Source organism: Arthrobacter sp. B1I2, assembly GCF_030816485.1.
Taxonomy (GTDB): domain Bacteria; phylum Actinomycetota; class Actinomycetes; order Actinomycetales; family Micrococcaceae; genus Arthrobacter.
Genome location: NZ_JAUSYC010000001.1, coordinates 2292410 through 2314937, shown reverse-complemented (window position 1 = coordinate 2314937; position 22528 = coordinate 2292410). Strand labels below are relative to the sequence as shown.

Sequence of the window (22528 nt, the reverse complement as noted above, 5' to 3'; positions counted from 1 at the left end):
CCGCAGTCCCGCCGGATTGCACCGGGCATGACCACGAACGTTTTTGTTGGATCGGTTGTCATCCCAGGCCCAAAAGGGCGTGGCAGTCCAGACAACCAACAAACAACACTACCCTGTTGGCCGGTAAAAGTTAAATCGGTCATAGTAGCCTACGGGGTGCGGTACGCACCATATGCACCGGCTGGAGTGCGGACGGCTTCCGCGCTGGCCACACCGTCCAGGACCGCCAAACGGACGACGTCGGCTGCCGCACTCTGCAGGGTAATAAGGCTGGCCTGCCGGGCAGCTTCGTCCGAGCGATCCAGGGGCATGGCACCAGTCGCCAAACAAAAAACAGTGTCGCCGTCGGCCAGAGTGTGCGATGGATTCAGCGCCCGGGCAATCCCGGCATGCGAGGCAGAAGCAGTCCGCTTGCATTCAGCAGCATCGAGAACGGCGTTGGTGGCCACAACGACAAGGGTTGTGTTGAAGGGAGGTACGTCCAAGTGGGCAGATCCCGGAGCCCGGAAGCTCGCGTCTAAACGAGGCACGAGCGAGCGAGCGGAGGGTTTCGGGATCTGCCCACTGGCAGCATCCGGCAAACCCAGAGCATTCACGACTGCAATGGCACCAACAACAACGCCGCTCTCCAGACTGACCGAGGCCGTCCCTACCCCGCCTTTGTATGTGCGGCCGATGACTGCTCCGGTGCCGGCACCTACGTTGCCGCGTCCGACGTCGTGCCCTTCCTTTTGTGCTGCTGCGGCGGCCGTTGCCGCATAGCCCATGTCCGGCGTCGGACGCGCGGAAAAGTCGCCGCCGCGGCCCAGGTCGAAGATGGCGGCAGCGGGCACGATGGGGACCACGCCCCCGGGAACGGCGAAACCGCGGCCGTGTTCCTCGCACCAGCGCTGGGCGCCTGCCGCGGACGCGAGCCCATAGGCGCTGCCGCCGGTGAGCACCACGGCGTCCACGGTGCTTACCAGGGTGGTGGGGTCAAGCGCGTCTGTTTCGTGGGTGGCCGGTCCCCCGCCCTGGACATCCACGGAGCCCACGGTGCCCGGAGGCGGAAGGACCACCGTCACCCCGGTCAGCCAGCCCGCGCTGACCTTGTGAATGTGGCCCACACGGATGCCCGGGATGTCGGTAATGGTTCCCATGCCCCTATTCTCCCCTCAAAGGGCGCGCCCCTGCCGCAGCGGCAAACTTTGTGCGAGACTGCATGCAACACAGCGTTAACGGGCGACGAAGCCTTGGATAACAGCCCCCTGACAAGGGCATATGCGGGTTTCAGCCCCCTGACGGTCTGGTGTAGTAGTCCCTAGATCAAGCCAGGGCCGGCCACGAGCAGGCTCCCAACCCGGGAGAGATACGCATGACCCGTCAACTCGCCCCGCACCCCTCCGCCAAACCCAACAGGCCTCCGGGGCGGTCCGCAAAAGTTCCAAAGCGTCGTTGGACAGCAAGGACCCGCCGGGACTTCTTCGTTTTCCTTGCCATGGCGCTGCCCAACCTGGTGCTGATCGCCGTCTTTACCTACCGCCCGTTGTTCAGCAACATGTATTACTCCACGCTGGACTGGACCCTTGGTTCCCCCACCGCCACCGTGGTTGGCCTCACCAACTACGTCACGTTCTTTGGCAGCAACGATGCGCCCAAAGTCCTGGGAACCACGGCGGTGTTCACGGTGGTGACGGTGGGCGGCTCCATGGTGCTGGGACTGCTGGTGGCGCTGGCCCTGAACGCGAAGGTCCGTGGGACCACGTTCGCCCGTTCCGCAGTCTTTGCCCCCTATGTGCTCTCCGGCGTCGGCGTGGGCCTGGTATGGCTGTTCATTTTCGACCCCGGCTACGGCGTCCTTGCCTGGCTGCTCCGCGGCCTCGGGCAGCAGAGCCCGCAGTGGATCAACGATCCCCAGCTGTCGCTGGTCATGGTGATCCTGGTCTACGTCTGGAAGAACCTGGGCTACTGCGCCGTGGTGTACCTCGCCGGGCTCCAGTCCCTTCCGCAGGACGTCATGGAAGCGGCCTCGCTTGACGGCGCCAACGGGTTCAAACGCTTCGTAAGCATCTCGCTGCCACTGCTGTCCCCCACCACGTTCTTCCTCCTGATCACCACCATGCTCAGTTCGCTGCAGGCGTTCGACCTGATCCGGATCATGACGCCGCTGGGCACCGGCACCAGCACCCTGATCTACGAGGCGTACCTCCAGGCCTTCGGCGCCTACAACCGGGCCGGCTACTCAGCCGCCATCTCCGTGGTCCTGTTTGCCATCCTCCTGGTGATCACCGTCCTGCAGCTGCGGTTCGTGGAACGAAAGGTGCACTACTCATGACGTCGCTTTCACCGGTCAGCCCAGACCCCACGGCTTCCCCTGTTGCAGCACCGGACCCAGGCCGTCACCATGACCGCCCTTTGTCGCGCCGCAACCTCATCCAGACGGTGGTGGGCGGCTACCTGCCCCTGCTCGTGGCCACGCTGGTGGTGTTCCTCCCCCTGCTGTGGATGGTCCTCAGCTCCTTCAAGCAGTCCGGGGAAATCGTCACCACGGACCTGAAGATCCTTCCGGAAAGCCTGAACCTGGAGAACTACCGGACCGCCATGACCACCGTCCCGTTCGGGCAGTTCTTCCTGAACAGCACCATCGTCACGCTGGCAGGGGCCACCATCAAGGTGCTGCTCGCAATCCTGACCGCGTATGCCCTGGTCTTTGTCCGCTTCCCGTTCCGGAACTTCATCTTCCTGCTGATCCTGGTGGCCCTCATGGTGCCCCCACAGGTATCGATCCTGCCCAACTTCATCCTGATCGCCGGCATCGGCGGAAAGAACACGCTGTGGGGCATCATCCTCCCCGGCCTTGGCACCGCGTTCGGCACGTTCCTGCTGCGCCAGCACTTCCGAACGCTCCCCGCCTCAATCCTGGAATCGGCCGAGATGGACGGCGCCGGCCACTGGCGCCGGCTGTGGCAGATCGTAGTCCCCGTCTCGGTTCCGTCCATCGCCACGGTGGCCCTGGTGACGATCGTGACTGAGTGGAATGACTACATCTGGCCGCTCATCATCACGGACCGGCCGGAAACCATGACCCTGCCGGTGGGGCTCACCCTGCTGCAGAACAATGAGAGCAACGCTGCAGGCTGGGGCGTCCTCATGGCAGGTGCGGTCCTGGTGATCGTCCCGATCCTCATCATCTTCGCGGCCCTGCAGCGCTACATCGTGGCGGGCCTTACCCAAGGCAGCGTGACCGGCTAAGCCGCCGGCCGCCGTCGTACTTCAACCCTTCCAAAGGCAACAACCGAAAGGAACTGTCATGACACTTCACCTGGACCGGAGGCATTTCCTGGGCCTGGCAGGGGCAACCGCCTCCGCCGCTGCCCTGGCCGCATGCGGCGGACCATCAACAACCGGCGGCGGTCAGGCTACCTCCCAGGCGGCCGAGATCGACTTCAACGGCGTGAAGCCGGCGGCCAAGATCGACTTCTGGTCCAGCCACCCCGGCCAGTCCCAGGACGTGGAGAAGAGCCTCATCGACAAATTCCACGCCAAGAATCCGGACATAACAGTCAACCTGGTCACCGCCGGAGCGAACTACGAAGAGATCGCCCAGAAGTTCCAGACGGCGCAGGCAGCGAAGTCGGGCCTGCCGGGCGTGGTGGTCCTGTCCGATGTCTGGTGGTTCCGCTACTACACCAATGGCAGCATCATTCCCGTGGACGGCCTGACCAAGCAGCTGGACATGAAGATGGACGACTTCCAGCAGTCGCTGGTCAATGACTACAAGTACGACGGCAAGCAGTGGGCTCTGCCGTACGGCCGGTCCACGCCGCTGTTCTACTACAACAAGGACCACTTCGCAGCGGCCGGACTTCCCGACCGGGCACCCAAGACCTGGGACGAATTCCGTGAGTGGGCCCCCAAGCTGAAGGCAAGCTCCGGCGCCCAGTACGCCTATATCTACCCCGCCCTCGCCGGGTACGCGGGCTGGACACTGCAGAACATGCTGTGGGGCTGGGGCGGTGGCTGGTCCAAGGAATGGGACATCACGTGCGACTCCACCGATTCCGTGGCGGCGCTGCAGTGGGCCCAGGATTCGATCTACAAGGACAAGTGGGCCGGTGTTTCATCCAAGGAAGCGGCCGACGACTTCTCCGCCGGCCTGACCTCCGCCACCATCGCCTCCACCGGCTCGCTGCTGGGGATCCTGAAGTCCGCCAAGTTCAACGTGGGCGTCGGTTTCCTGCCGGGCGGGCCCAAGGCGGAGTCCAACGTGTGCCCCACGGGCGGCGCGGGCCTGGGCATCCCCAGCGGAATCTCCAAGGAGGAACAACTCGCCGCCGGGATGTTCCTGAACTTCGTGACCCAGCCGGAAAGCAGCGCCGAGTTCTCTGCCGCCACCGGCTACATGCCCACGCGCAAGTCGGCGGACATGGCAGCGGTGCTGGCCAAGACGCCACAGATCAAAATCGCCATGGACCAGCTCGCAGTGACCAAGGTCCAGGACAACGCCCGCGTGTTCCTGCCGGGCGCCGACCAGGAAATGGCAAAGGCCGCCGCGAAGATCCTCACCCAGCAGGGCGACGTCAAGTCCACCATGACGGACCTGAAGAGCACGCTGCAGTCAATCTACGAACGGGACGTGAAGCCGAAGCTGAAGTCCTAGCACCTGGCGACGCGCACATTCGCTGGCGCCACGCAAAATCCCTGCCGACACCCGCATTCGGGGGTCGGCAGGGATTTTCTGCGTCGCAGCTGAAGTTGCGCGTCGATTACGGAATCGGCACGGGGGTGACGCCGAGGGGCACCAGGTGCTCCGCGCCGCCGTCGGGCGCTGACAGCACCCAGATGCCTTTTTCGTGTACGGCCACGGAGTGCTCCCACTGGCAGGACCGCTTGCCGTCGGTGGTGACCACGGTCCAGTCGTCTTCCAGGACTGCAGTGTCAATGCTGCCCCGGACCAGCATGGGCTCAATGGCCAGGCACAGGCCAGGCTTGATCCTGGGGCCGCGGTGGTTGATGCGGTAGTTCAGGACGTCAGGTGCCATGTGCATCTCGGAGCCGATGCCGTGGCCCACGTAGTCCTCAAGGATGCCCAGCGGCTTGCCCGGGACGGAAGAGACGTAGTCGTCGATGGCGGCACCGATGTCCCCCACGTGCGTGCCGGTGGCCAGCGCCGCGATCCCCCGCCACAGGGCGGCCTGGGTGACGTCGGAGAGCCGCTGGTCTTCGGGGTCCGCGGTTCCCACGATCACGGTGCGTGCCGAGTCCGAGTGCCAGCCGTTGACGATTGCCCCGCCGTCGATGGAGATGATGTCGCCGTCCTGCAGGACGCGGCTGCCGGGGATGCCATGCACTACTTCCTCATTAACGGACGTGCAGATGGTGGCCGGGAAGCCGTGGTAGCCAAGGAAGTTGGACTTGGCGCCCGCCTCGTTGAGGACGGCGGCGAAAACGTCATCCAGGTGCTTGGTGGTGACCCCCGGCACCGCGGCGGCAACGGCGGCATCCAGTGCACGGCTGAGGACCAGGCCGGCCTCGTGCATGGTGCGCATCTGGGCGTTGTTCTTGAATTCGATGCGGGGCTGGCCGAAGGCCATGGTGTGTCCTTTCAAATGGCTGAGGCTCCTCCCGGATGCCGGGAGGAGCCTCGATAAACCGGTGGCCTTGGTTAGGCTGCCTGTGCGGCCTTGATAGCCTGCATCACGCGGTTGGTTACTTCGTCGATGGGACCGATCCCGTCAACCTGGGTGAGGATGCCGCGCTCGGCGTACTTCGCCACCACGGCTTCGGTCTGCTCGTGGTACAGGTCCAGGCGGTGGCGGATGACGGCTTCATTGTCGTCGCTCCGGCCCGTGTCCTTGGCCCGGCCCAGAAGGCGGTGCACCAGCTCCTCATCGTCGGCGGTCAGCTGCAGGACCACGTCGAGCTTCTCGTCGCCGTCGGCGAGGATCTCGTCAAGGTAGTCCACCTGCGCGGTGGTGCGCGGGTAGCCGTCCAGCAGGAAGCCGTTCTCGACGTCGGACTCGCCCAGCCGGTCGCGGACCATCTTGTTGGTCACGCTGTCCGGAACGAAGTCTCCGTTGTCCATGTACTTCTTGGCCTCGAGGCCGAGCGGGGTCTCACCCTTCACGTTGGCACGGAAGATGTCGCCGGTAGAGATGGCGACCACGCCGAGGCGTTCTGAGATCCGCTCCGCCTGCGTTCCTTTTCCGGAACCGGGAGGTCCAATAATCAGCATTCTCGTCATCGCAAAAGCCCTTCGTAGTGACGTTGTTGTAGCTGCGCATCAATTTGCTTTACGGTCTCCAACCCAACGCCCACCATGATCAGGATCGAGGTGCCACCGAACGGGAAGTTCTGGTTTGCGTTGATCAGTACCAGCGCCACCAGCGGGATCAGCGCCACGAAGCCCAGGTAGAGGGCGCCGGGCAGGGTGATCCGTGAGAGCACGTACTGCAGGTAATCAGCGGTCGGCCGGCCGGCGCGGATACCTGGAATGAAGCCGCCGTACTTCTTCATGTTGTCTGAGACTTCTTCAGGGTTGAAGGTAATCGCGACGTAGAAGTAGGTGAAGAACACGATCAGGAGGAAGTAAACCGCCATGTAGATCGGGTGGTCACCGCGGGTCAGGTTGTTGTTGATCCATTCAACCCACGGCTGCAAGGGCTCGCCGTTCCGGGGCTGGTTGAACTGTGCGATCAGCCCGGGAATGTAGAGCATGGAGGAAGCGAAGATCACCGGAATGACGCCGGCCATGTTCACCTTGATGGGAATGTAGGTGCTGGTGCCGCCCACGGTGCGCCGGCCGATCATCCGCTTGGCGTACTGGACCGGAACGCGCCGCTGCGACTGTTCCACGAAGACCACCAGCGCGACGGTGAGCAGGCCCACGGCCAGGACAAGGAAGAAGGTTCCGGGGCCCTGCGAGGTCCAGATGGCACCCAGCGAGGTGGGGAACTGGGCCGCAATGGAGGTGAAGATGAGCAGCGACATGCCGTTGCCCACGCCCTTCTCCGTGACGAGCTCGCCCATCCACATGATCAGGCCGGTGCCGGCCGTCAGCGTGATGATGATCAGGATGGTGGTGATAATGCTGGAATCCGGGATGATCGGCAACTGGCAGCCGGGAAGCAGCTGCCCGGAGCGGGCCAGGGACACCAGGGTGGTGGCGTTGAGCAGGCCCAGCGCGATGGTGAGGTATCGGGTGTACTGGGTCAGCTTGGACTGGCCCGACGCGCCCTCTTCGTAGAGCTCCTGGAACCGGGGAATGACCACCCGGAGCAGTTGAACGATGATGCTGGCTGTGATGTAGGGCATGATGCCCAGGGCGAAGATGGACACCTGGAGCAGCGCACCGCCGCTGAAGAGGTTGACGAGCTGGTACAGCCCGCCAGCGGTCTGACCGTTCTGCAAGCATTGCTGGACATTCTGGTAGTTCACACCGGGCGAGGGAATGAAAGCACCCAAGCGGAATATGGTGATGATTCCCAGCGTGAACAACAACTTGCGTCGCAGATCAGGCGTGCGAAAGGCCCGGCCAAATGCGCTAAGCAAGCGTCCTCCTGTGGTGTCAATAAGAGTGAGTGACGGAACTTGATAAATCCCGACAACCGAGTCTAACGGTTCGATGTGCCGTGCGAACAATCCGCCCCCGCGCGCATGCGCCGGAAGGCAGGAAAAATTCGCCCGGCGGATGTGAAAAACTCCCGGCATCCGGGGCCGAAGCCCACGGATACCGGGAGTTCAACAGCTGGCGCCGTCCCTTAGAGGGCGGTGGTGCTTCCGCCTGCTGCAGCAATCTTTTCGGCGGCACTGGCCGAGAATGCGTGGGCGGTGACGTCAACCTTGACGGTGATGTCGCCGGTGCCCAGCACCTTGACGGGCTGGTTCTTGCGAACGGCACCCTTTTCGACCAGGTTCTCCACGGTGACTGCGCCACCTTCCGGGAACAGCTCGCTGAGCTTGTCCAGGTTTACAACCTGGAACTCAACCCGGAACGGGTTCTTGAAGCCACGCAGCTTCGGCAGGCGCATGTGCAGCGGCAGCTGGCCGCCGGCAAAGCCAGCCTTCACCTGGTAGCGGGCAGCCGTACCCTTGGTACCACGGCCAGCGGTCTTACCCTTGGATGCCTCACCACGACCAACACGGGTCTTGGCGGTCTTGGCACCCGGGGCGGGACGCAGGTGGTGAACCTTCAGGGCGTTCTGCTTCTCAGCAGCCTGTGCCTTATCAGCAGTGTTCTCTGCCATTTACTTCGCCTCCTCTACCTTTACCAGGTGCGGAACCGTGTTGAGCATTCCAACGGTCACGGCATCGGCGGTGCGGACAACGGTGTGTCCGATCCGCTTCAGGCCGAGGGACCGAAGGGTGTCGCGCTGGTTCTGCTTGCCGCCAATGGCGGACTTGATCTGAGTGATCTCCAACTGAGCGTCGGAGGGGATCAGGTTCTTAGCCATGACTAGACACCTGCCTTCGGGGCGAGGAGGGCCTTCACCAGTGCCGGCGGAGCGATCTCGTCGAGGGGCAGGCCGCGGCGTGCTGCCACTGCTGCCGGCTCTTCGAGGCGCTTCAGGGCATCAACGGTCGCGTGAACGATGTTGATGGCGTTGGAGGAACCGAGCGACTTGGAGAGGATGTCGTGGATACCCACGCACTCCAGTACCGCACGGACCGGGCCACCGGCGATAACACCGGTACCGGCGGAAGCCGGACGCAGCATAACAACGCCTGCGGCGGCCTCACCCTGAACGCGGTGCGGGATGGTGCTGCCAACGCGGGGAACGCGGAAGAAGGACTTCTTGGCCTCTTCAACGCCCTTTGCGATAGCAGCGGGAACTTCCTTGGCCTTGCCGTAGCCCACGCCGACCATGCCGTTACCGTCACCAACGACGACCAGTGCGGTGAAGCTGAAGCGACGACCACCCTTGACGACCTTGGAAACGCGGTTGATGGTGACAACGCGCTCTACGAACTGGTTCTTCTCGGCTTCACGGCCACCGTCGCGGCCGCCACGGCCACCGCGGTCGCCACGGCCCTGGCCGCGGTCGCCACGCTCGCCGCGACGGGCGCCACCACGGCGGTCCTCGGCAGCGGGGGCAGTGGTCTCAGCAGCTGCGGCTTCGGGCGCCTTCTGATCTGCAGACACAGTGTCCTTTTCCTTGTTTGCTTCGGTCACAGTGACAGCCCACCTTCGCGTGCACCGTCAGCGACGGCGGCAATCCGGCCGTGGTACTTGTTACCACCACGGTCGAACACGACAGCCTCGACGCCGGCAGCCTTGGCACGTTCGGCAACGAGCTCGCCAACGCGCTTGGCCTTGGCAGTCTTGTCACCGTCGAATGCACGAAGGTCAGCTTCCAGAGTGGACGCGCTTGCTACGGTCTGGCCAATGGTGTCATCGACAACCTGGACAAATACGTGGCGTGCGGAGCGGTTGACCACCAGGCGGGGGCGGGCAGCCGTACCGGAAATGCGCTTGCGGATACGAAGCTGGCGGCGGCTGCGGGCAGCGGCCTTGCTTTTGTTCGTACGCTTCTTGTTAATGGAGATGGCCATGGTTACTTACCAGCCTTTCCGACCTTGCGGCGGATGACTTCGCCGGCGTAACGGATGCCCTTGCCCTTGTACGGGTCGGGCTTCCGCAGCTTGCGAATGTTGGCAGCAACTTCGCCGACCTGCTGCTTATTGATACCTGAGACAGAGAGCTTGGTCGGTCCCTCTACTGCAAAGGTGATGCCGGCCGGAGCTGAAACGCTGACCGGGTGGCTGTAGCCGAGAGCGAACTCAAGGTCAGATCCCTTGGCCTGAACGCGGTAACCGGTACCGACGATTTCAAGCTTCTTCTCGTAGCCTGCGGTAACGCCCTGGATCATGTTGGCGATCAGGGTGCGGGTCAGGCCGTGGAGCGAACGGGAGGCGCGCTCGTCGTTCGGGCGGCTGACGGTCAGGGTGTTCTCGTCCAGGGCAACCTCGATCGGGCTGGCCACAGTGTGGGCCAGCTCTCCCTTGGAACCCTTGACGCTGACGACAGAGCCGTCAACCTTGACCTCAACGCCGGCAGGAACGGTGATGGGGAGACGTCCAATACGTGACATTATTCTCTTCCTTTCCCGTTACCAGACGTACGCGAGGACTTCGCCGCCCACGCCCTTCTTGCCGGCCTGCTTGTCAGTCAGGAGGCCGGAAGAGGTGGACAGGATTGCGATACCCAGGCCACCGAGCACGTGAGGCAGGTTGGTGGACTTCGCGTAAACGCGGAGACCCGGCTTGGAGATGCGGCGTACACCGGCGATGGAACGCTCGCGGTTCGGTCCGAACTTGAGATCGAGGGTCAGCTTCTTGCCAACCTCAGCGTCCTCTTCCTTCCAGCCGGCGATGAAACCTTCGGCCTTGAGGATGTCGGCAACACGTGCCTTGAGCTTGCTGTAAGGCATAGACACGGAATCGTGGTATGCCGAGTTTGCGTTACGCAGTCGCGTAAGCATATCTGCGACAGGATCTGTCATTGTCATGTGGGCTCATGCCCTTCCTCATAACGGTTTCCGCCGTTCCGTCCTTGACGGAGCGGAGCGGCCGGACCTTTTACGTAGTTAATTAAGCTTCGGTTTTGAACGGGAAACCAAGCGCCTTGAGCAGCGCGCGGCCTTCGTCATCGGTCTTGGCAGTGGTCACAACCGTGATGTCCATACCGCGGACGCGGTCGATCTTGTCCTGGTCGATTTCGTGGAACATAACCTGTTCGGTCAGACCGAAGGTGTAGTTGCCGTTGCCATCGAACTGCTTGCCGCTGAGTCCGCGGAAGTCGCGGATACGGGGCAGTGCCAGGGAGACCAGGCGGTCCACGAATTCCCACATACGGTCGCCACGCAGGGTTGCGTGTGCACCGATGGGCATGCCTTCGCGCAGCTTGAACTGTGCGATCGACTTGCGGGCCTTGGTAACCTGCGGCTTCTGGCCGGTGATCTGGGTGAGGTCGCGGACAGCGCCGTCAATCAGCTTGGAGTCCTTGGCGGCATCTCCAACACCCATGTTCACAACAACCTTCACCAGGCGGGGTACCTGGTTCACGTTCTGGTACTTGAATTCATCCTGGAGCGCTGCCTTGATGGATTCGGCGTACTTGGTCTTCAGACGAGGAACGATCTTCGTTGCCGGAGTCTCGAGAGTCTCAGTCATTAGATGTCCTTCCCGGAGCTCTTGGACACGCGGATACGGACGGTCTTCTGGACGCCGTTCTTCTCCACGGTGTCGAGGCGGAAGCCCACACGGGTCGGCTTCTTGGTCGACGGGTCAACCAGGGCCACGTTGGAAATGTGGATCGGGGCCTCTACGACCTCGATGCCGCCGGTCTTGGTGCCGCGCTGCGACTGTCCAACCCGGGTGTGCTTGGTGACGCGGTTGATACCCTCAACCAGCACGCGGTTGGTGTCGGTGAACACGCGCAGGACCTTGCCCTGCTTGCCGCGGTCGCCGCCGCGCTCAGCCTTGGCGCCAGTGATGACCTGAACCAGGTCACCCTTCTTGATCTTTGCAGCCATGGACTAGAGCACCTCCGGAGCCAGAGAAACGATCTTCATGAACTTCTTGTCACGCAGTTCACGACCAACCGGTCCGAAGATACGGGTGCCGCGGGGGTCACCGTCGTTCTTCAGGATCACAGCTGCGTTCTCGTCAAACTTGATGTAGGAACCATCCGCACGGCGGCGTTCCTTCTTGGTACGGACGATGACGGCCTTGACCACATCGCCCTTCTTTACGTTGCCGCCCGGGATTGCATCCTTGACGGTGGCGACAATGACGTCACCGATGCCTGCGTAGCGACGGCCGGATCCACCGAGAACGCGAATGGTAAGGATTTCCTTAGCACCCGTGTTGTCGGCGACCTTGAGTCGCGACTCCTGCTGAATCACTATTTACTCCTTGCGTCGCGCCGGTTCTCAGACCGAAAATCTTCCTACGGAATGAGCCTTGCGGAACGGTTGATCGGGGTGTCTCTTGACCTGCCTGGATTTTGCCAGACCAGGCCTAAACGCCCGTGCCCGAAGCAGTTGCTCCCATCCGGTCCCGGGACGGATCCCGGGCGCACAGGGGCACTATGCTGTGGCACGCTTGTTTACGAGGTTGATGATGGCGCGCGGAGGGCGCCATACAAACTCAATATCCTAGCACGTTTCCCGCCAGTCCCCATATCACCACCGTCCGCTGCCCCGCAAGACGGACGACGGCGTCACGCAGGGCAGCCTTTCGGCCCACCAGAGGTGCCGCTCCCCCGCCAGCCCAGGCGCCGCCGTCGTCCGCTGCTTTGAAAGCCTGCTCCCCGTGACGCAGCCGGCAACCGGGGTTCATCCCTTAAACGAGGAAGCCCCCGCTCCCGGAAGGGAGCAGGGGCTTCCAGCTAAGCAGCAGGTGCTACTTGGCCTTCTCGAGGATTTCCACGAGCCGCCAGTTCTTGGTGGCGGACAGCGGACGGGTCTCGGCGATGACTACGAGGTCGCCGATGCCGGCGGTGTTCTCTTCGTCGTGTGCCTTGACCTTGGAGGTACGGCGGATGACCTTGCCGTACAGGGCGTGCTTCACGCGGTCTTCAACCTCGACAACGATGGTTTTTTCCATCTTGTCGGAGACCACGTAGCCGCGACGCGTCTTGCGGTAACCGCGCTGCCCAGCCTTGGCGGCGGTAGCAGTTTCCGTCACGTTCTCGTCCTTTTCACTCACTTGGCATCCTCCTCGGTCTCAACCGTTTCAGCCTTGTCGGCCTTCTTGGTTGCAGCCTTCTTGGACTTCTTTTCTTCCTTGGCTTCCACAACCGGTGCGGCAACCTCGGCACGAATGCCCAGCTCGCGTTCGCGGAGAACGGTGTAGATGCGGGCAATGTCCTTCTTTACTGCACGCAGGCGACCGTGGTTCTCCAGCTGTCCGGTGGCGGACTGGAAACGCAGGTTGAACAGCTCTTCCTTGGCCTTGCGGAGTTCTTCAACGAGACGCTCGTTGTCGAAACCGTCCAGCTGTGCGGGAGCCAGATCCTTGGATCCTACTGCCATTTCTACTCACCACCTTCGCGACGCACAATGCGTGCCTTCAACGGCAGCTTGTGGATTGCCAGGCGCAGGGCCTCGCGAGCTACCTCTTCATTGACACCGGAGAGTTCGAAAAGAACCCGGCCCGGCTTGACGTTGGCGACCCACCATTCCGGTGAACCCTTACCGGAACCCATGCGGGTTTCGGCCGGCTTCTTGGTCAGGGGACGGTCCGGGTAAATGTTGATCCAGACCTTGCCGCCACGCTTGATGTGGCGGGTCATCGCGATACGGGCAGATTCGATCTGACGGTTGGTGACGTATGCCGGGCTTAGAGCCTGGATACCCCACTCACCGAACGAGACCTCGGTGCCGCCCGTGGCAGCGCCGGAACGACCCGGGTGGTGCTGCTTACGGTGCTTGACTCGACGTGGGATAAGCATTTAAGCCTGTCCTCCTTCTACAGCAGCAGGTGCTGCTTCAACTGCCGGTGCCTCGGCAGCAGGAGCTGCGTCGGCTGCGGGGCGGTCGTTGCGACGACGGCGGTCACCGCGGTCACCGCGGTCACCGCGGTCAGCGCCACCCGGGCGGCCCGGACGGTCGCCGGAGCGGCCGCGGGACGGTGCCGCGGCGGCCTGTGCGGCCAGTTCCTTGGCGGTGACGTCACCCTTGTAGATCCAGACCTTCACGCCAATGCGGCCGAAGGTGGTCTTGGCTTCGTAGAAGCCGTAGTCGATGTTCGCGCGGAGGGTGTGCAGGGGCACACGGCCTTCGCGGTAGAACTCCGAGCGGGACATTTCAGCGCCACCCAGGCGGCCCGAGCAGGCGATACGGATGCCCTTGGCACCTGCACGCTGTGCGGACTGCATGGCCTTCTTCATCGCGCGGCGGAAAGCCACGCGGGAAGTCAGCTGCTCTGCAACGCCCTGGGCCACAAGCTGGGCTTCCATCTCGGGGTTCTTGACCTCGAGGATGTTCAGCTGGACCTGCTTGCCGGTGAGCTTTTCGAGCTCGCCGCGGATGCGGTCTGCTTCTGCTCCACGGCGGCCGATGACAATGCCGGGACGGGCCGTGTGGATGTCCACGCGGACACGGTCACGGGTGCGCTCGATCTCGACCTTGGCGATACCGGCGCGCTCCATGCCCGTGGACATGAGCTGGCGGATGCGGATGTCTTCGCGAACGAAGTCCTTGTACCGCTGGCCGGCCTTGGTGCTGTCAGCGAACCAGTGCGATACGTGATCGGTGGTGATGCCGAGTCGGAACCCGTGCGGGTTTACTTTCTGTCCCACTTAGCGAGCCTCCTCTTTCTCCGGGGTAGCGACTACCACGGTGATGTGGCTGGTGCGCTTCTTGATCTGAAATGCACGACCCTGGGCACGCGGCTGGAACCGCTTCATGGTCGGGCCTTCATCAACAAACGCTTCGCTGATGATGAGGTCGCCTTCGTCAAACGCCACGCCGTCGCGGTCCGCGAGGACCCGGGCGTTGGAGATTGCCGACTGAACTACCTTGAATACCGGCTCCGAAGCTGCCTGCGGGGCAAACTTCAGAATTGCCAGAGCCTCATTCGCTTGCAATCCACGAACAAGGTTGACGACGCGCCGGGCCTTCATAGGCGTTACGCGGATGTGGCGCGCAATTGCCTTGGCTTCCATTGCTTTCCTTCTCTCGTCTTTGACGTAAACGCAGGCGCCTAGCGGCGCTTGCCCTTACGGTCGTCCTTGACATGGCCGCGGAATGTCCGCGTGGGAGCGAATTCGCCGAGCTTGTGCCCGACCATCGACTCAGTAACAAACACCGGGATGTGCTTGCGTCCGTCGTGTACGGCGATCGTGTGCCCGAGCATGTCGGGGATGATCATCGAACGGCGGGACCAGGTCTTGATGACGTTCTTGGTGCCCTTTTCGTTTTCCCTGGCTACCTTCACAAAGAGGTGCTGGTCAACGAAAGGACCTTTTTTCAGGCTGCGTGGCATGTGTCCAGGCTCCTATCGCTTGTTCTTGCCAGTACGACGGCGACGCACAATAAGCTTGTCGCTCTCTTTGTTGGGGCGGCGGGTGCGGCCTTCACGCTTACCGTTCGGGTTGACGGGGTTACGTCCACCGGACGTCTTACCCTCGCCACCACCGTGCGGGTGGTCAACCGGGTTCATGGCGACACCACGGACGGTCGGGCGAACGCCCTTCCACCGCATACGGCCGGCCTTGCCCCAGTTGATGTTCGACTGCTCGGCGTTGCCCACCTCGCCGACGGTTGCGCGGCAGCGCACGTCAACGTTGCGGATTTCACCGGAAGGCAGACGCAGCTGGGCGAAGCGGCCTTCCTTGGCAACAAGCTGGATGGATGCGCCGGCGGAGCGGCCCATCTTGGCGCCGCCGCCCGGACGCAGCTCCACTGCGTGGATGACGGTACCCACCGGGATGTTGAGCAGGGGCAGGTTGTTACCGGGCTTGATGTCAGCACCGGCACCTGCCTCAACAACGTCACCCTGGGAGAGCTTGTTGGGTGCGATGATGTAACGCTTGGTGCCATCAACGTAGTGCAGGAGGGCGATGCGAGCCGTGCGGTTCGGATCGTACTCGATTTCGGCAACGCGGGCGTTGACGCCGTCCTTGTCGTGGCGACGGAAGTCGATCAGGCGGTACTGGCGCTTGTGTCCCCCACCCTTGTGACGGGTGGTGATCTTACCGGTGTTGTTACGGCCGCCCTTTTTGGGCAGCGGACGTACCAACGACTTTTCCGGCGTCGACCGCGTAATTTCGATGAAGTCCGCTACGCTCGAGCCACGACGGCCCGGGGTAGTCGGCTTGTACTTACGGATTCCCATAATTTATTTCCTCGTTAAAGTGGTCTCCGCTACGCGAGCGGACCGCCGAAGATGTCGATGGTGCCTTCTTTGAGGGTGACAATCGCACGCTTGGTGTTCTTGCGGGTACCCCATCCGAATTTGGTGCGCTTGCGCTTACCGGCACGGTTGATGGTGTTGATCGATTCGACCTTGACGGAGAAGATCTTCTCCACGGCCAGCTTGATCTCGGTCTTGTTCGAACGGGGGTCCACCAGGAAGGTGTACTTGCCCTCGTCGATCAGGCCGTAGCTCTTTTCCGACACGACGGGTGCAAGCACGACGTCGCGGGGATCCTTGATGGTGGCTGCACTCACTTGGCATCCTCCTCGTTCTTAGCTGCCTTAGCGGCAACGAATGCATCGTAGGCAGCCTTGGTGAAGACAACGTCATCAGAAACGAGAACGTCGTAGGTGTTCAGCTGGTCTACGTACAGAACGTGAACGCCGGTGAGGTTGCGCACGGAGAGTGCAGCAACGTCGTTATCGCGCTCGATGACGACCAGCAGGTTCTTGCGGTCGGAAACACCGCGGAGCGTTGCCAGTGCGGCCTTGGCGGAGGGCTTGGTGCCTTCAACCAGTTCTGCGACAACGTGGATGCGACCGTTGCGGGCCCGGTCAGACAGTGCGCCGCGGAGTGCAGCAGCAATCATCTTCTTGGGGGTCCGCTGGCTGTAGTCACGCGGGGTGGGACCGTGGACAACGCCACCACCGGTCATGTGAGGAGCACGGATTGAACCCTGACGGGCGCGGCCGGTGCCCTTCTGCTTGAACGGCTTGCGGCCTGCACCGGAAACTTCAGCGCGGGTCTTGGTCTTGTGGGTTCCCTGGCGGGCAGCAGCGAGCTGGGCAACGACGACCTGGTGCAGCAGCGGCACGTTGGTCTGAACGTCGAAGATCTCTGCAGGCAGGTCGACCTGGACAGTGTTAGCCATTGAACTAGGCTCCCTTCACGGCGGTACGTACGAAGACGACCTGGCCGCGGGCACCGGGAACGGCGCCCTTGATCAGGAGCAGCGACTTCTCGACGTCAACCCCGTGAACCGTGAGGTTCAGCGTGGTGTGACGAACGGCGCCCATGCGGCCGGCCATTTTCATGCCCTTGAAGACGCGGCTCGGGGTGGATGCGCCACCGATTGAACCGGGCTTACGGTGGTTCTTGTGTGCACCGTGGGAAGCGCCAACGCCGTGGAAGCCGTGACGCTTCATAACACCGGCGAAGCCCTTACCCTTGGTGGTGCCGATGACGTCGATCTTCTGGCCGGCTTCGAAGAGCTCTACGGAGAGCTCCTGGCCCAGCTCGTACTCGGCAGCATCTGCGGTACGGAGTTCGACGACGTGGCGGCGAGGCGTGACGCCTGCCTTTTCAAAGTGACCAGCCAGCGGCTTGGTGACCTTGCGGGGATCGATCTGGCCGTAGCCGATCTGAACGGCGACGTAGCCATCGGTCTCAGCGTTGCGCAGCTGGGTGATGACGTTCGAGTCTGCCTGGACCACAGTGACGGGGATGAGCTTGTTGTTCTCGTCCCAGACCTGGGTCATGCCGAGCTTCGTGCCCAGCAGGCCCTTTACGTTACGGGTTGCGGTCATAGTTTCTCAGCACCTCCCTACAGCTTGATTTCGATGTTCACGTCAGCCGGCAGGTCGAGACGCATGAGCGAGTCAACAGCCTTCGGCGTGGGATCGATGATGTCGATAAGACGCTTGTGCGTGCGCATTTCAAAGTGCTCGCGGCTGTCCTTGTACTTGTGCGGAGAGCGGATCACGCAGTACACGTTCTTCTCCGTAGGCAGCGGCACGGGGCCGACTACCGTTGCGCCTGCGCGCGTGACCGTCTCAACGATCTTCCGTGCTGAAACGTCAATGACCTCGTGGTCGTATGACTTCAGCCGGATGCGGATTTTTTGTCCCGCCATGTCGCCTGACTCTCTTTCAGTCTGTGCTTCCCCCGTTTAGGGCTGCCCTGTTCACTTACTCGTTGTATGGCTGCCGAAGCATTTGAGGTCGTAACCACCATCCGCCGCACAAACTGAATCCGGATGAATCCGGGTTCCTCACCTTGCCGGCGTAACCGACCCCCGCGGTCGGGCGTGTCGCGCTGGGCGCGCATATAAATCCGCAGTTCCTTGGGGGTGGGTTATGTTTGGTCTTCAGCTTGGACCCTGCACCCGGCATTATCCGGATCGGGACGCGAAGAAGCGCTTGAACAACTCATCTAGTATGCCGGAAAACTGGGGTAGATGCGAATCGGCCCCGTTCCGGTCCCCCAGGGGCATTGCAGCAGACAGGAACGCACAGGATGATAGGGGCATGACCATGGAAGGCACTGAATCGGTGACGGAACTGGCCGGACGCGTGCCGCCGTCGTTCACCCTTGGCGTCGCAGCGGCGGCGTTCCAGATCGAAGGCGCACTCAAAGCCGGGGGCCGCGGCCCATCGGGGTGGGATGCCTTCGCCGAGAAGCCTGGAGCCATCCAGGACGGCCACTCCCCCGCCGTGGCATGCGACCACTACAACCGGCTGCCGGAAGATGTGGCGCTGCTCAAGGAACTCGGCGTCGACTCGTACCGGTTCTCACTCTCCTGGCCGCGCATCCAGCCGGACGGCCGGGGCGACTTCAATGCCGAGGGCCTGGACTTCTACGACCGCCTGATCGACCAGCTCCTTGACGCCGGCATCTCCCCCATGGCCACCCTCTACCACTGGGACACCCCGTTGCCCCTGGAACACCGCGGCGGCTGGCTGAACCGGGAGACCGCCGAACGGTTTGGCGAGTATGCCAGCGCCGCCGGGGAGCGGTTCGGGGACCGCGTGGCGCAGTGGGTCACCCTCAACGAACCCGTCTCGGTCACCCTGAACGGATACGCCCTGGGGGTGCACGCACCCGGCCGCCGGCTGATGTTTGACGCCCTTCCCGCCATCCACCACCAACTCCTGGCACATGGGCTCGGCGTGCAGGCGTTGCGCGCGGCCGGAGTTGTGGGCGGCATCGGACTGACCAACCTCCACTCGCCCGTCCGGCCTGCCACCCGGAAGATCGGCGACCGGCTGGTGGCTAATCTCTACGACCTGCTGGCGAACAGGATCTACGCGGACCCCGTCCTGTTGGGACGGTACCCCTCACTGCCGCTGTACGCGAAGCCCTGGCTGCGGTCCATCGGAAAAATCTCCGACGCCGACCTCCGGACCATCCACCAGCCGCTGGATTTCTACGGGCTCAACTATTACTTCCCTGTCAAGGTTGCCCTGGGGCCGGGCATTACCCCGATGCCTGCGGACATGCACAAGGAAGTCGCCAAGCTGCCCTTCCACGAGGTGGGCTACCCGGAGTACGACAGCACCGGATTCGGCTGGCCAGTGGCACCCGACCACCTGGGCATCCTGCTCCAGGAGATGCGGGACCGGTACGGACAGGCCCTCCCACCGGTATACATCACCGAAGGGGGCGCCAGCTTCCCTGAACCCGACCGTATTGCCGGCACACTGGAGGACGCCGACCGGGTGGAGTACCTGGCCGCACATCTGGAGGCAGCCCTTGACGCCACCGCTCCGGGCGGCAAAGCGGAGGGTGTGGACCTCCGGGGCTACTACGTGTGGACCCTGATGGACAACTTTGAGTGGGCCGCAGGCTACTCGCAGCGTTTTGGCCTGGTTCACGTGGACTTCGAGACACTGGAGCGGACACCCAAGAGGTCTTTTTATTGGTTGCAGGCGCTTTCCCGGGCGCGGGGCAACGGGCGGGACTAGCGCACCGGGACGCGGCGGCTCAGCCGTGACCCAGCACCGTAAGGAAGATCAGGACGCAGTTCAGGCCCACGATCAGTGTGGCACTGGTCCATCCGGCGATCCGCAGCGGCGTGGAGTCGGTGTGGATGCCCATCACCTTGCGGCTGCCGGTGAGCCGGATCAAAGGAATCAGCGCGAACGGAATGCCAAAACTCAGGAGGACCTGGCTCAGGACCAAAGCCAGCGTGGGTTCGATGCCGGCGCCCAGGACCACCAGCGCGGGAATCAGGGTGACAGTCCGGCGGACCAGGAGTGGGATCCGCACCTTCAACAGGCCGCCCATGATGGTGGCTCCCGCATAGCATCCCACCGACGTGGACGCCAGGCCCGAGGCCAGGAGGCCCACAGCGAACACGACGCCGATAACCGGCCCGAGCGCGGACGTCACCGCAGCGTGGGCACCGGCAATGGTGTCGGTCCCCTCCACGCCGCGAAGGCTGGAAGCCGCCAGCAGCAGCATGGCGATATTGACGACGCCGGCAAGCAACAAGGCGCCGGCGACATCCACGCGCGTGGCCCGGATCAGCCGCGTCCTGACTGCCGGATCTTCCGAGAAGCCGTGGCGGTCGCGGGCAAGGGCGGAATGCAGGTAGATGGCGTGCGGCATGACGGTGGCCCCGAGCATGCTGGCTGCGAGCAGGACCGTGTCGGTCCCCTCGAACCGGGGCACCAGTCCGGCCAGGGCGCCGCCGGCGTCCGGCGGAGCAACGAACAGGCCCGAGACGAACCCGACGGCGATCACGCCGAGCAAAATGAGGATTGCGAGCTCGAAGGACTTTTGGCTGCGGTGCGACTGCAGGGTCAGCAGCAGCATGGAAGCCAGGCCGATAATGACTCCGCCCGTCAGCAGGGGCAGGCCGAACAGCAGGTTGAGAGCCACGGCCCCACCGATGACTTCGGCCATGTCCGTGGCCCCGGCAACGATCTCCGCCTGCACCCAGTAGGCACGGCGGCGCCGGTTGCCCAGGCGCTCGCCGAGTATTTCCGGCAGACTCATGCCGGTGGCGAGCCCCAGTTTGGCTGACTGGTACTGGATGAGTACTGCCATGCCATTGGCAGCCACAAGAACCCACACCAGGAGGTACCCGAAACTGGCACCGGCGGTGAGGTTCGCGGCAACATTGCCCGGGTCCACGTAGGCGATGGCCGCTACGAATGCCGGCCCGAGCAGCAGCAGGCGGGACCAGACCCTGGTGTTGGCGGATTTCGCCGTCATCGTTGAAGCAGCCATCACGTGTCCTCGTCGTTGCGGGCGTCAATACGACGAGGATACCGCGAATTTAGGTATACCGAAAAGTAGGAGTAAGGCAGGCCTTCTAGAAGGCCCGGCGGCTGCCCGCTACTGGTTCTTCTTGGCCCTGTTGATTCGCTTGGCCCGGTCAATCTCGTGCCGGAAGTTCCTTCTCACCCAGATCACCCCGCCTACCACGACAACCGCGATGATCAGGAAAATAAGCCATCCCATAATGAACTCCTTTCAGTGCTGCAACAGTATCAGTGGTGCATTAACGAAAAAGGACAGCCCCGCTGCGAATGCAGCGGGGCTGTCCTTCAGTTCAGCAAGTATTACTTGATGATCTTGGTAACGCGTCCCGAACCAACGGTGCGGCCGCCTTCGCGGATTGCGAAGCCGAGGCCCTCTTCCATAGCGATCGGCTGGATGAGCGCAACGGTCATCTCAGTGTTGTCGCCAGGCATAACCATTTCCGTGCCCTCGGGCAGGGTGATAACGCCGGTTACGTCCGTGGTACGGAAGTAGAACTGCGGGCGGTAGTTGGAGTAGAACGGGTTGTGACGTCCGCCTTCGTCCTTGGAGAGGATGTAGACGTTGGCCTCGAAGTCGGTGTGCGGGGTGATGGAACCCGGCTTGACGACAACCTGGCCACGCTCGACATCGTCACGCTTCAGACCGCGGAGCAGGAGGCCACAGTTCTCGCCGGCCCATGCTTCGTCGAGCTGCTTGTGGAACATCTCGATACCGGTAACCGTGGTCTTCTGGACCGGGCGGATGCCGACGATCTCGACCTCGGAGTTGATGGCGAGGGTTCCACGCTCGGCGCGGCCCGTAACAACGGTGCCACGGCCGGTGATGGTGAAGACGTCTTCGATCGGCATCAGGAACGGCTTGTCACGGTCACGTACGGGGTCCGGAACCGAGTTGTCCACGGCCTCCATGAGTTCCTCAACGGACTTGACCCACTCGGGGTCGCCTTCCAGGGCCTTCAGGCCGGAAACGCGAACAACCGGTGCTTCGTCGCCATCGAAGCCCTGCGAGCTCAGGAGCTCACGAACTTCCATTTCGACGAGGTCGAGGAGTTCCTCGTCGTCAACCATGTCAGCCTTGTTCAGCGCGACCAGCAGGTAGGGAACACCAACCTGGCGGGCAAGCAGAACGTGCTCGCGGGTCTGTGCCATCGGGCCGTCAGTAGCAGCAACCACGAGGATTGCGCCGTCCATCTGGGCAGCACCGGTGATCATGTTCTTGATGTAGTCAGCGTGGCCGGGGGCGTCAACGTGTGCGTAGTGACGCTTCTCGGTCTGGTACTCAACGTGGGAGATGTTGATGGTGATGCCGCGCTGACGCTCTTCGGGTGCAGAGTCGATCGACGCGAAGTCACGCTTCTCGTTGAGAGTCGGGTACTTGTCGTACAGCACCTTGGAAATGGCGGCCGTCAGCGTCGTCTTACCGTGGTCAACGTGACCAATGGTGCCGATGTTGACGTGCGGCTTAGTCCGCTCGAACTTTGCCTTTGCCACAGGTTCCTCCTAGAACGTTTTCAAATGACATACCCTTCAGCCGCGCTTGTCGCGGCAGAAACTCAGGTAAGTCTACTTGGGGGGCTTTGGATTGGTGAAATCGCAGATTCAGGAACTAATACTAATCCCCTGAGCCTGTTCGTGCA

Annotated in this window: 31 protein-coding genes; 4 read left to right on the top strand and 27 right to left on the bottom strand. The window is 62.7% G+C overall.

The features are described from left to right. Positions 1–149 precede the first annotated feature (149 nt). Positions 150–1139 (bottom strand): P1 family peptidase, encoded by a 990-nt coding sequence (locus QFZ57_RS10855; RefSeq protein WP_306900159.1) that lies wholly within the window; start codon positions 1137–1139, stop codon positions 150–152. Between the two features lie 215 nt (positions 1140–1354). Between QFZ57_RS10855 and QFZ57_RS10850 the strand changes: the two genes are divergently transcribed. From QFZ57_RS10850 to QFZ57_RS10840, 3 genes are read left to right on the top strand one after another with little or no spacing between them, the layout of a single operon-like run. Further along, positions 1355–2314, top strand: coding sequence for a carbohydrate ABC transporter permease (locus QFZ57_RS10850; protein ID WP_306900157.1), 960 nt, complete (start codon positions 1355–1357; stop codon positions 2312–2314). Continuing rightward, positions 2311–3231 (top strand): carbohydrate ABC transporter permease, encoded by a 921-nt coding sequence (locus QFZ57_RS10845; RefSeq protein ID WP_306900155.1) that lies wholly within the window; start codon positions 2311–2313, stop codon positions 3229–3231. The genes QFZ57_RS10850 and QFZ57_RS10845 overlap by 4 nt, the downstream gene beginning before the upstream one ends. A gap of 58 nt (positions 3232–3289) precedes the next feature. After that, positions 3290–4639 (top strand): ABC transporter substrate-binding protein, encoded by a 1350-nt coding sequence (locus QFZ57_RS10840; RefSeq protein WP_306900153.1) that lies wholly within the window; start codon positions 3290–3292, stop codon positions 4637–4639. 106 nt (positions 4640–4745) lie between these two features. Here the strand turns inward: QFZ57_RS10840 and map are convergent, their stop codons facing one another. From map to rpsJ, 23 genes are all read right to left on the bottom strand, one after another. Beyond that, a complete protein-coding gene (gene map / locus QFZ57_RS10835) occupies positions 4746–5573 on the bottom strand; it encodes a type I methionyl aminopeptidase (protein WP_306900151.1) in 828 nt (275 codons plus the stop codon). 71 nt (positions 5574–5644) lie between these two features. Then, positions 5645–6214 (bottom strand): adenylate kinase, encoded by a 570-nt coding sequence (locus QFZ57_RS10830; protein ID WP_306630438.1) that lies wholly within the window; start codon positions 6212–6214, stop codon positions 5645–5647. 5 nt (positions 6215–6219) lie between these two features. Next, a complete protein-coding gene (gene secY / locus QFZ57_RS10825) occupies positions 6220–7530 on the bottom strand; it encodes a preprotein translocase subunit SecY (RefSeq protein WP_306630437.1) in 1311 nt (436 codons plus the stop codon). Positions 7531–7739: 209 nt separating this feature from the next. Next, positions 7740–8225 (bottom strand): 50S ribosomal protein L15, encoded by a 486-nt coding sequence (gene rplO / locus QFZ57_RS10820; protein ID WP_056334273.1) that lies wholly within the window; start codon positions 8223–8225, stop codon positions 7740–7742. Then, positions 8226–8432, bottom strand: coding sequence for a 50S ribosomal protein L30 (gene rpmD / locus QFZ57_RS10815; RefSeq protein ID WP_056626615.1), 207 nt, complete (start codon positions 8430–8432; stop codon positions 8226–8228). Positions 8433–8434: 2 nt separating this feature from the next. After that, positions 8435–9151, bottom strand: a complete 717-nt coding sequence (gene rpsE / locus QFZ57_RS10810; protein ID WP_306630435.1) for a 30S ribosomal protein S5 — start codon at positions 9149–9151, stop codon at positions 8435–8437. Further along, entirely contained in the window at positions 9148–9531 is a 384-nt protein-coding gene (gene rplR, locus QFZ57_RS10805) for a 50S ribosomal protein L18 (protein ID WP_306630434.1), read from the bottom strand. The genes rpsE and rplR overlap by 4 nt, the downstream gene beginning before the upstream one ends. A gap of 2 nt (positions 9532–9533) precedes the next feature. Beyond that, positions 9534–10070: a 50S ribosomal protein L6 gene (gene rplF, locus QFZ57_RS10800; RefSeq protein ID WP_306630433.1), complete on the bottom strand. Its 537-nt coding sequence runs from the start codon at positions 10068–10070 to the stop codon at positions 9534–9536. Positions 10071–10088: 18 nt separating this feature from the next. After that, positions 10089–10487, bottom strand: a complete 399-nt coding sequence (gene rpsH / locus QFZ57_RS10795; RefSeq protein WP_015937843.1) for a 30S ribosomal protein S8 — start codon at positions 10485–10487, stop codon at positions 10089–10091. A gap of 82 nt (positions 10488–10569) precedes the next feature. Further along, a complete protein-coding gene (rplE, locus tag QFZ57_RS10790; protein ID WP_306630432.1) occupies positions 10570–11151 on the bottom strand; it encodes a 50S ribosomal protein L5 in 582 nt (193 codons plus the stop codon). Then, the gene (rplX, locus tag QFZ57_RS10785) at positions 11151–11513 is read right to left on the bottom strand and encodes a 50S ribosomal protein L24 (RefSeq protein WP_142032009.1); all 363 of its coding nucleotides are present in this window, start codon (positions 11511–11513) and stop codon (positions 11151–11153) included. Before rplX ends, rplE begins: the two co-directional genes overlap by 1 nt. A 3-nt stretch (positions 11514–11516) precedes the next feature. Beyond that, on the bottom strand, positions 11517–11885 hold the full coding sequence (rplN, locus tag QFZ57_RS10780) for a 50S ribosomal protein L14 (RefSeq protein WP_003803789.1): 369 nt from the start codon (positions 11883–11885) through the stop codon (positions 11517–11519). A gap of 499 nt (positions 11886–12384) precedes the next feature. Further along, positions 12385–12690, bottom strand: a complete 306-nt coding sequence (gene rpsQ / locus QFZ57_RS10775) for a 30S ribosomal protein S17 (protein WP_306630431.1) — start codon at positions 12688–12690, stop codon at positions 12385–12387. Then, complete coding sequence (gene rpmC, locus QFZ57_RS10770; RefSeq protein ID WP_163161897.1) at positions 12687–13016, bottom strand: 50S ribosomal protein L29; 330 nt, start codon at positions 13014–13016, stop codon at positions 12687–12689. The genes rpsQ and rpmC overlap by 4 nt, the downstream gene beginning before the upstream one ends. A 2-nt stretch (positions 13017–13018) precedes the next feature. Beyond that, complete coding sequence (gene rplP, locus QFZ57_RS10765; RefSeq protein ID WP_015937848.1) at positions 13019–13435, bottom strand: 50S ribosomal protein L16; 417 nt, start codon at positions 13433–13435, stop codon at positions 13019–13021. Further along, on the bottom strand, positions 13436–14284 hold the full coding sequence (rpsC, locus tag QFZ57_RS10760; RefSeq protein ID WP_306900142.1) for a 30S ribosomal protein S3: 849 nt from the start codon (positions 14282–14284) through the stop codon (positions 13436–13438). It lies immediately after the preceding gene. Continuing rightward, positions 14285–14650: a 50S ribosomal protein L22 gene (gene rplV, locus QFZ57_RS10755; protein WP_009358304.1), complete on the bottom strand. Its 366-nt coding sequence runs from the start codon at positions 14648–14650 to the stop codon at positions 14285–14287. It lies immediately after the preceding gene. Between the two features lie 38 nt (positions 14651–14688). Further along, a complete protein-coding gene (rpsS, locus tag QFZ57_RS10750) occupies positions 14689–14970 on the bottom strand; it encodes a 30S ribosomal protein S19 (RefSeq protein ID WP_003803803.1) in 282 nt (93 codons plus the stop codon). 12 nt (positions 14971–14982) lie between these two features. Then, positions 14983–15822 (bottom strand): 50S ribosomal protein L2, encoded by an 840-nt coding sequence (gene rplB / locus QFZ57_RS10745; RefSeq protein WP_026264302.1) that lies wholly within the window; start codon positions 15820–15822, stop codon positions 14983–14985. 29 nt (positions 15823–15851) lie between these two features. Then, positions 15852–16157 (bottom strand): 50S ribosomal protein L23, encoded by a 306-nt coding sequence (gene rplW / locus QFZ57_RS10740; RefSeq protein ID WP_011692807.1) that lies wholly within the window; start codon positions 16155–16157, stop codon positions 15852–15854. Further along, on the bottom strand, positions 16154–16774 hold the full coding sequence (gene rplD, locus QFZ57_RS10735) for a 50S ribosomal protein L4 (RefSeq protein WP_306630429.1): 621 nt from the start codon (positions 16772–16774) through the stop codon (positions 16154–16156). Before rplD ends, rplW begins: the two co-directional genes overlap by 4 nt. A gap of 4 nt (positions 16775–16778) precedes the next feature. Beyond that, positions 16779–17429 carry a 50S ribosomal protein L3 gene (rplC, locus tag QFZ57_RS10730; RefSeq protein ID WP_306630428.1) on the bottom strand — a complete coding sequence of 217 codons (651 nt, stop codon included), beginning with the start codon at positions 17427–17429 and terminating at the stop codon, positions 16779–16781. A gap of 17 nt (positions 17430–17446) precedes the next feature. Continuing rightward, positions 17447–17755: a 30S ribosomal protein S10 gene (gene rpsJ / locus QFZ57_RS10725; protein WP_003803825.1), complete on the bottom strand. Its 309-nt coding sequence runs from the start codon at positions 17753–17755 to the stop codon at positions 17447–17449. Positions 17756–18149: 394 nt separating this feature from the next. On the opposite strand from rpsJ, the gene QFZ57_RS10720 reads away from it, so the two are divergent. Beyond that, the gene (locus QFZ57_RS10720) at positions 18150–19586 is read left to right on the top strand and encodes a GH1 family beta-glucosidase (RefSeq protein WP_306900136.1); all 1437 of its coding nucleotides are present in this window, start codon (positions 18150–18152) and stop codon (positions 19584–19586) included. Between the two features lie 19 nt (positions 19587–19605). On the opposite strand, the gene QFZ57_RS10715 is transcribed toward QFZ57_RS10720, so the two are convergent. From QFZ57_RS10715 to tuf, 3 genes are all read right to left on the bottom strand, one after another. Further along, positions 19606–20856, bottom strand: coding sequence for an Nramp family divalent metal transporter (locus QFZ57_RS10715; RefSeq protein ID WP_306900134.1), 1251 nt, complete (start codon positions 20854–20856; stop codon positions 19606–19608). A 108-nt stretch (positions 20857–20964) separates the two neighbouring features. Then, on the bottom strand, positions 20965–21090 hold the full coding sequence (locus QFZ57_RS10710) for a hypothetical protein (RefSeq protein WP_306900132.1): 126 nt from the start codon (positions 21088–21090) through the stop codon (positions 20965–20967). A gap of 101 nt (positions 21091–21191) precedes the next feature. Next, positions 21192–22382: an elongation factor Tu gene (tuf, locus tag QFZ57_RS10705; protein ID WP_305941806.1), complete on the bottom strand. Its 1191-nt coding sequence runs from the start codon at positions 22380–22382 to the stop codon at positions 21192–21194. Positions 22383–22528: the final 146 nt, after the last annotated feature.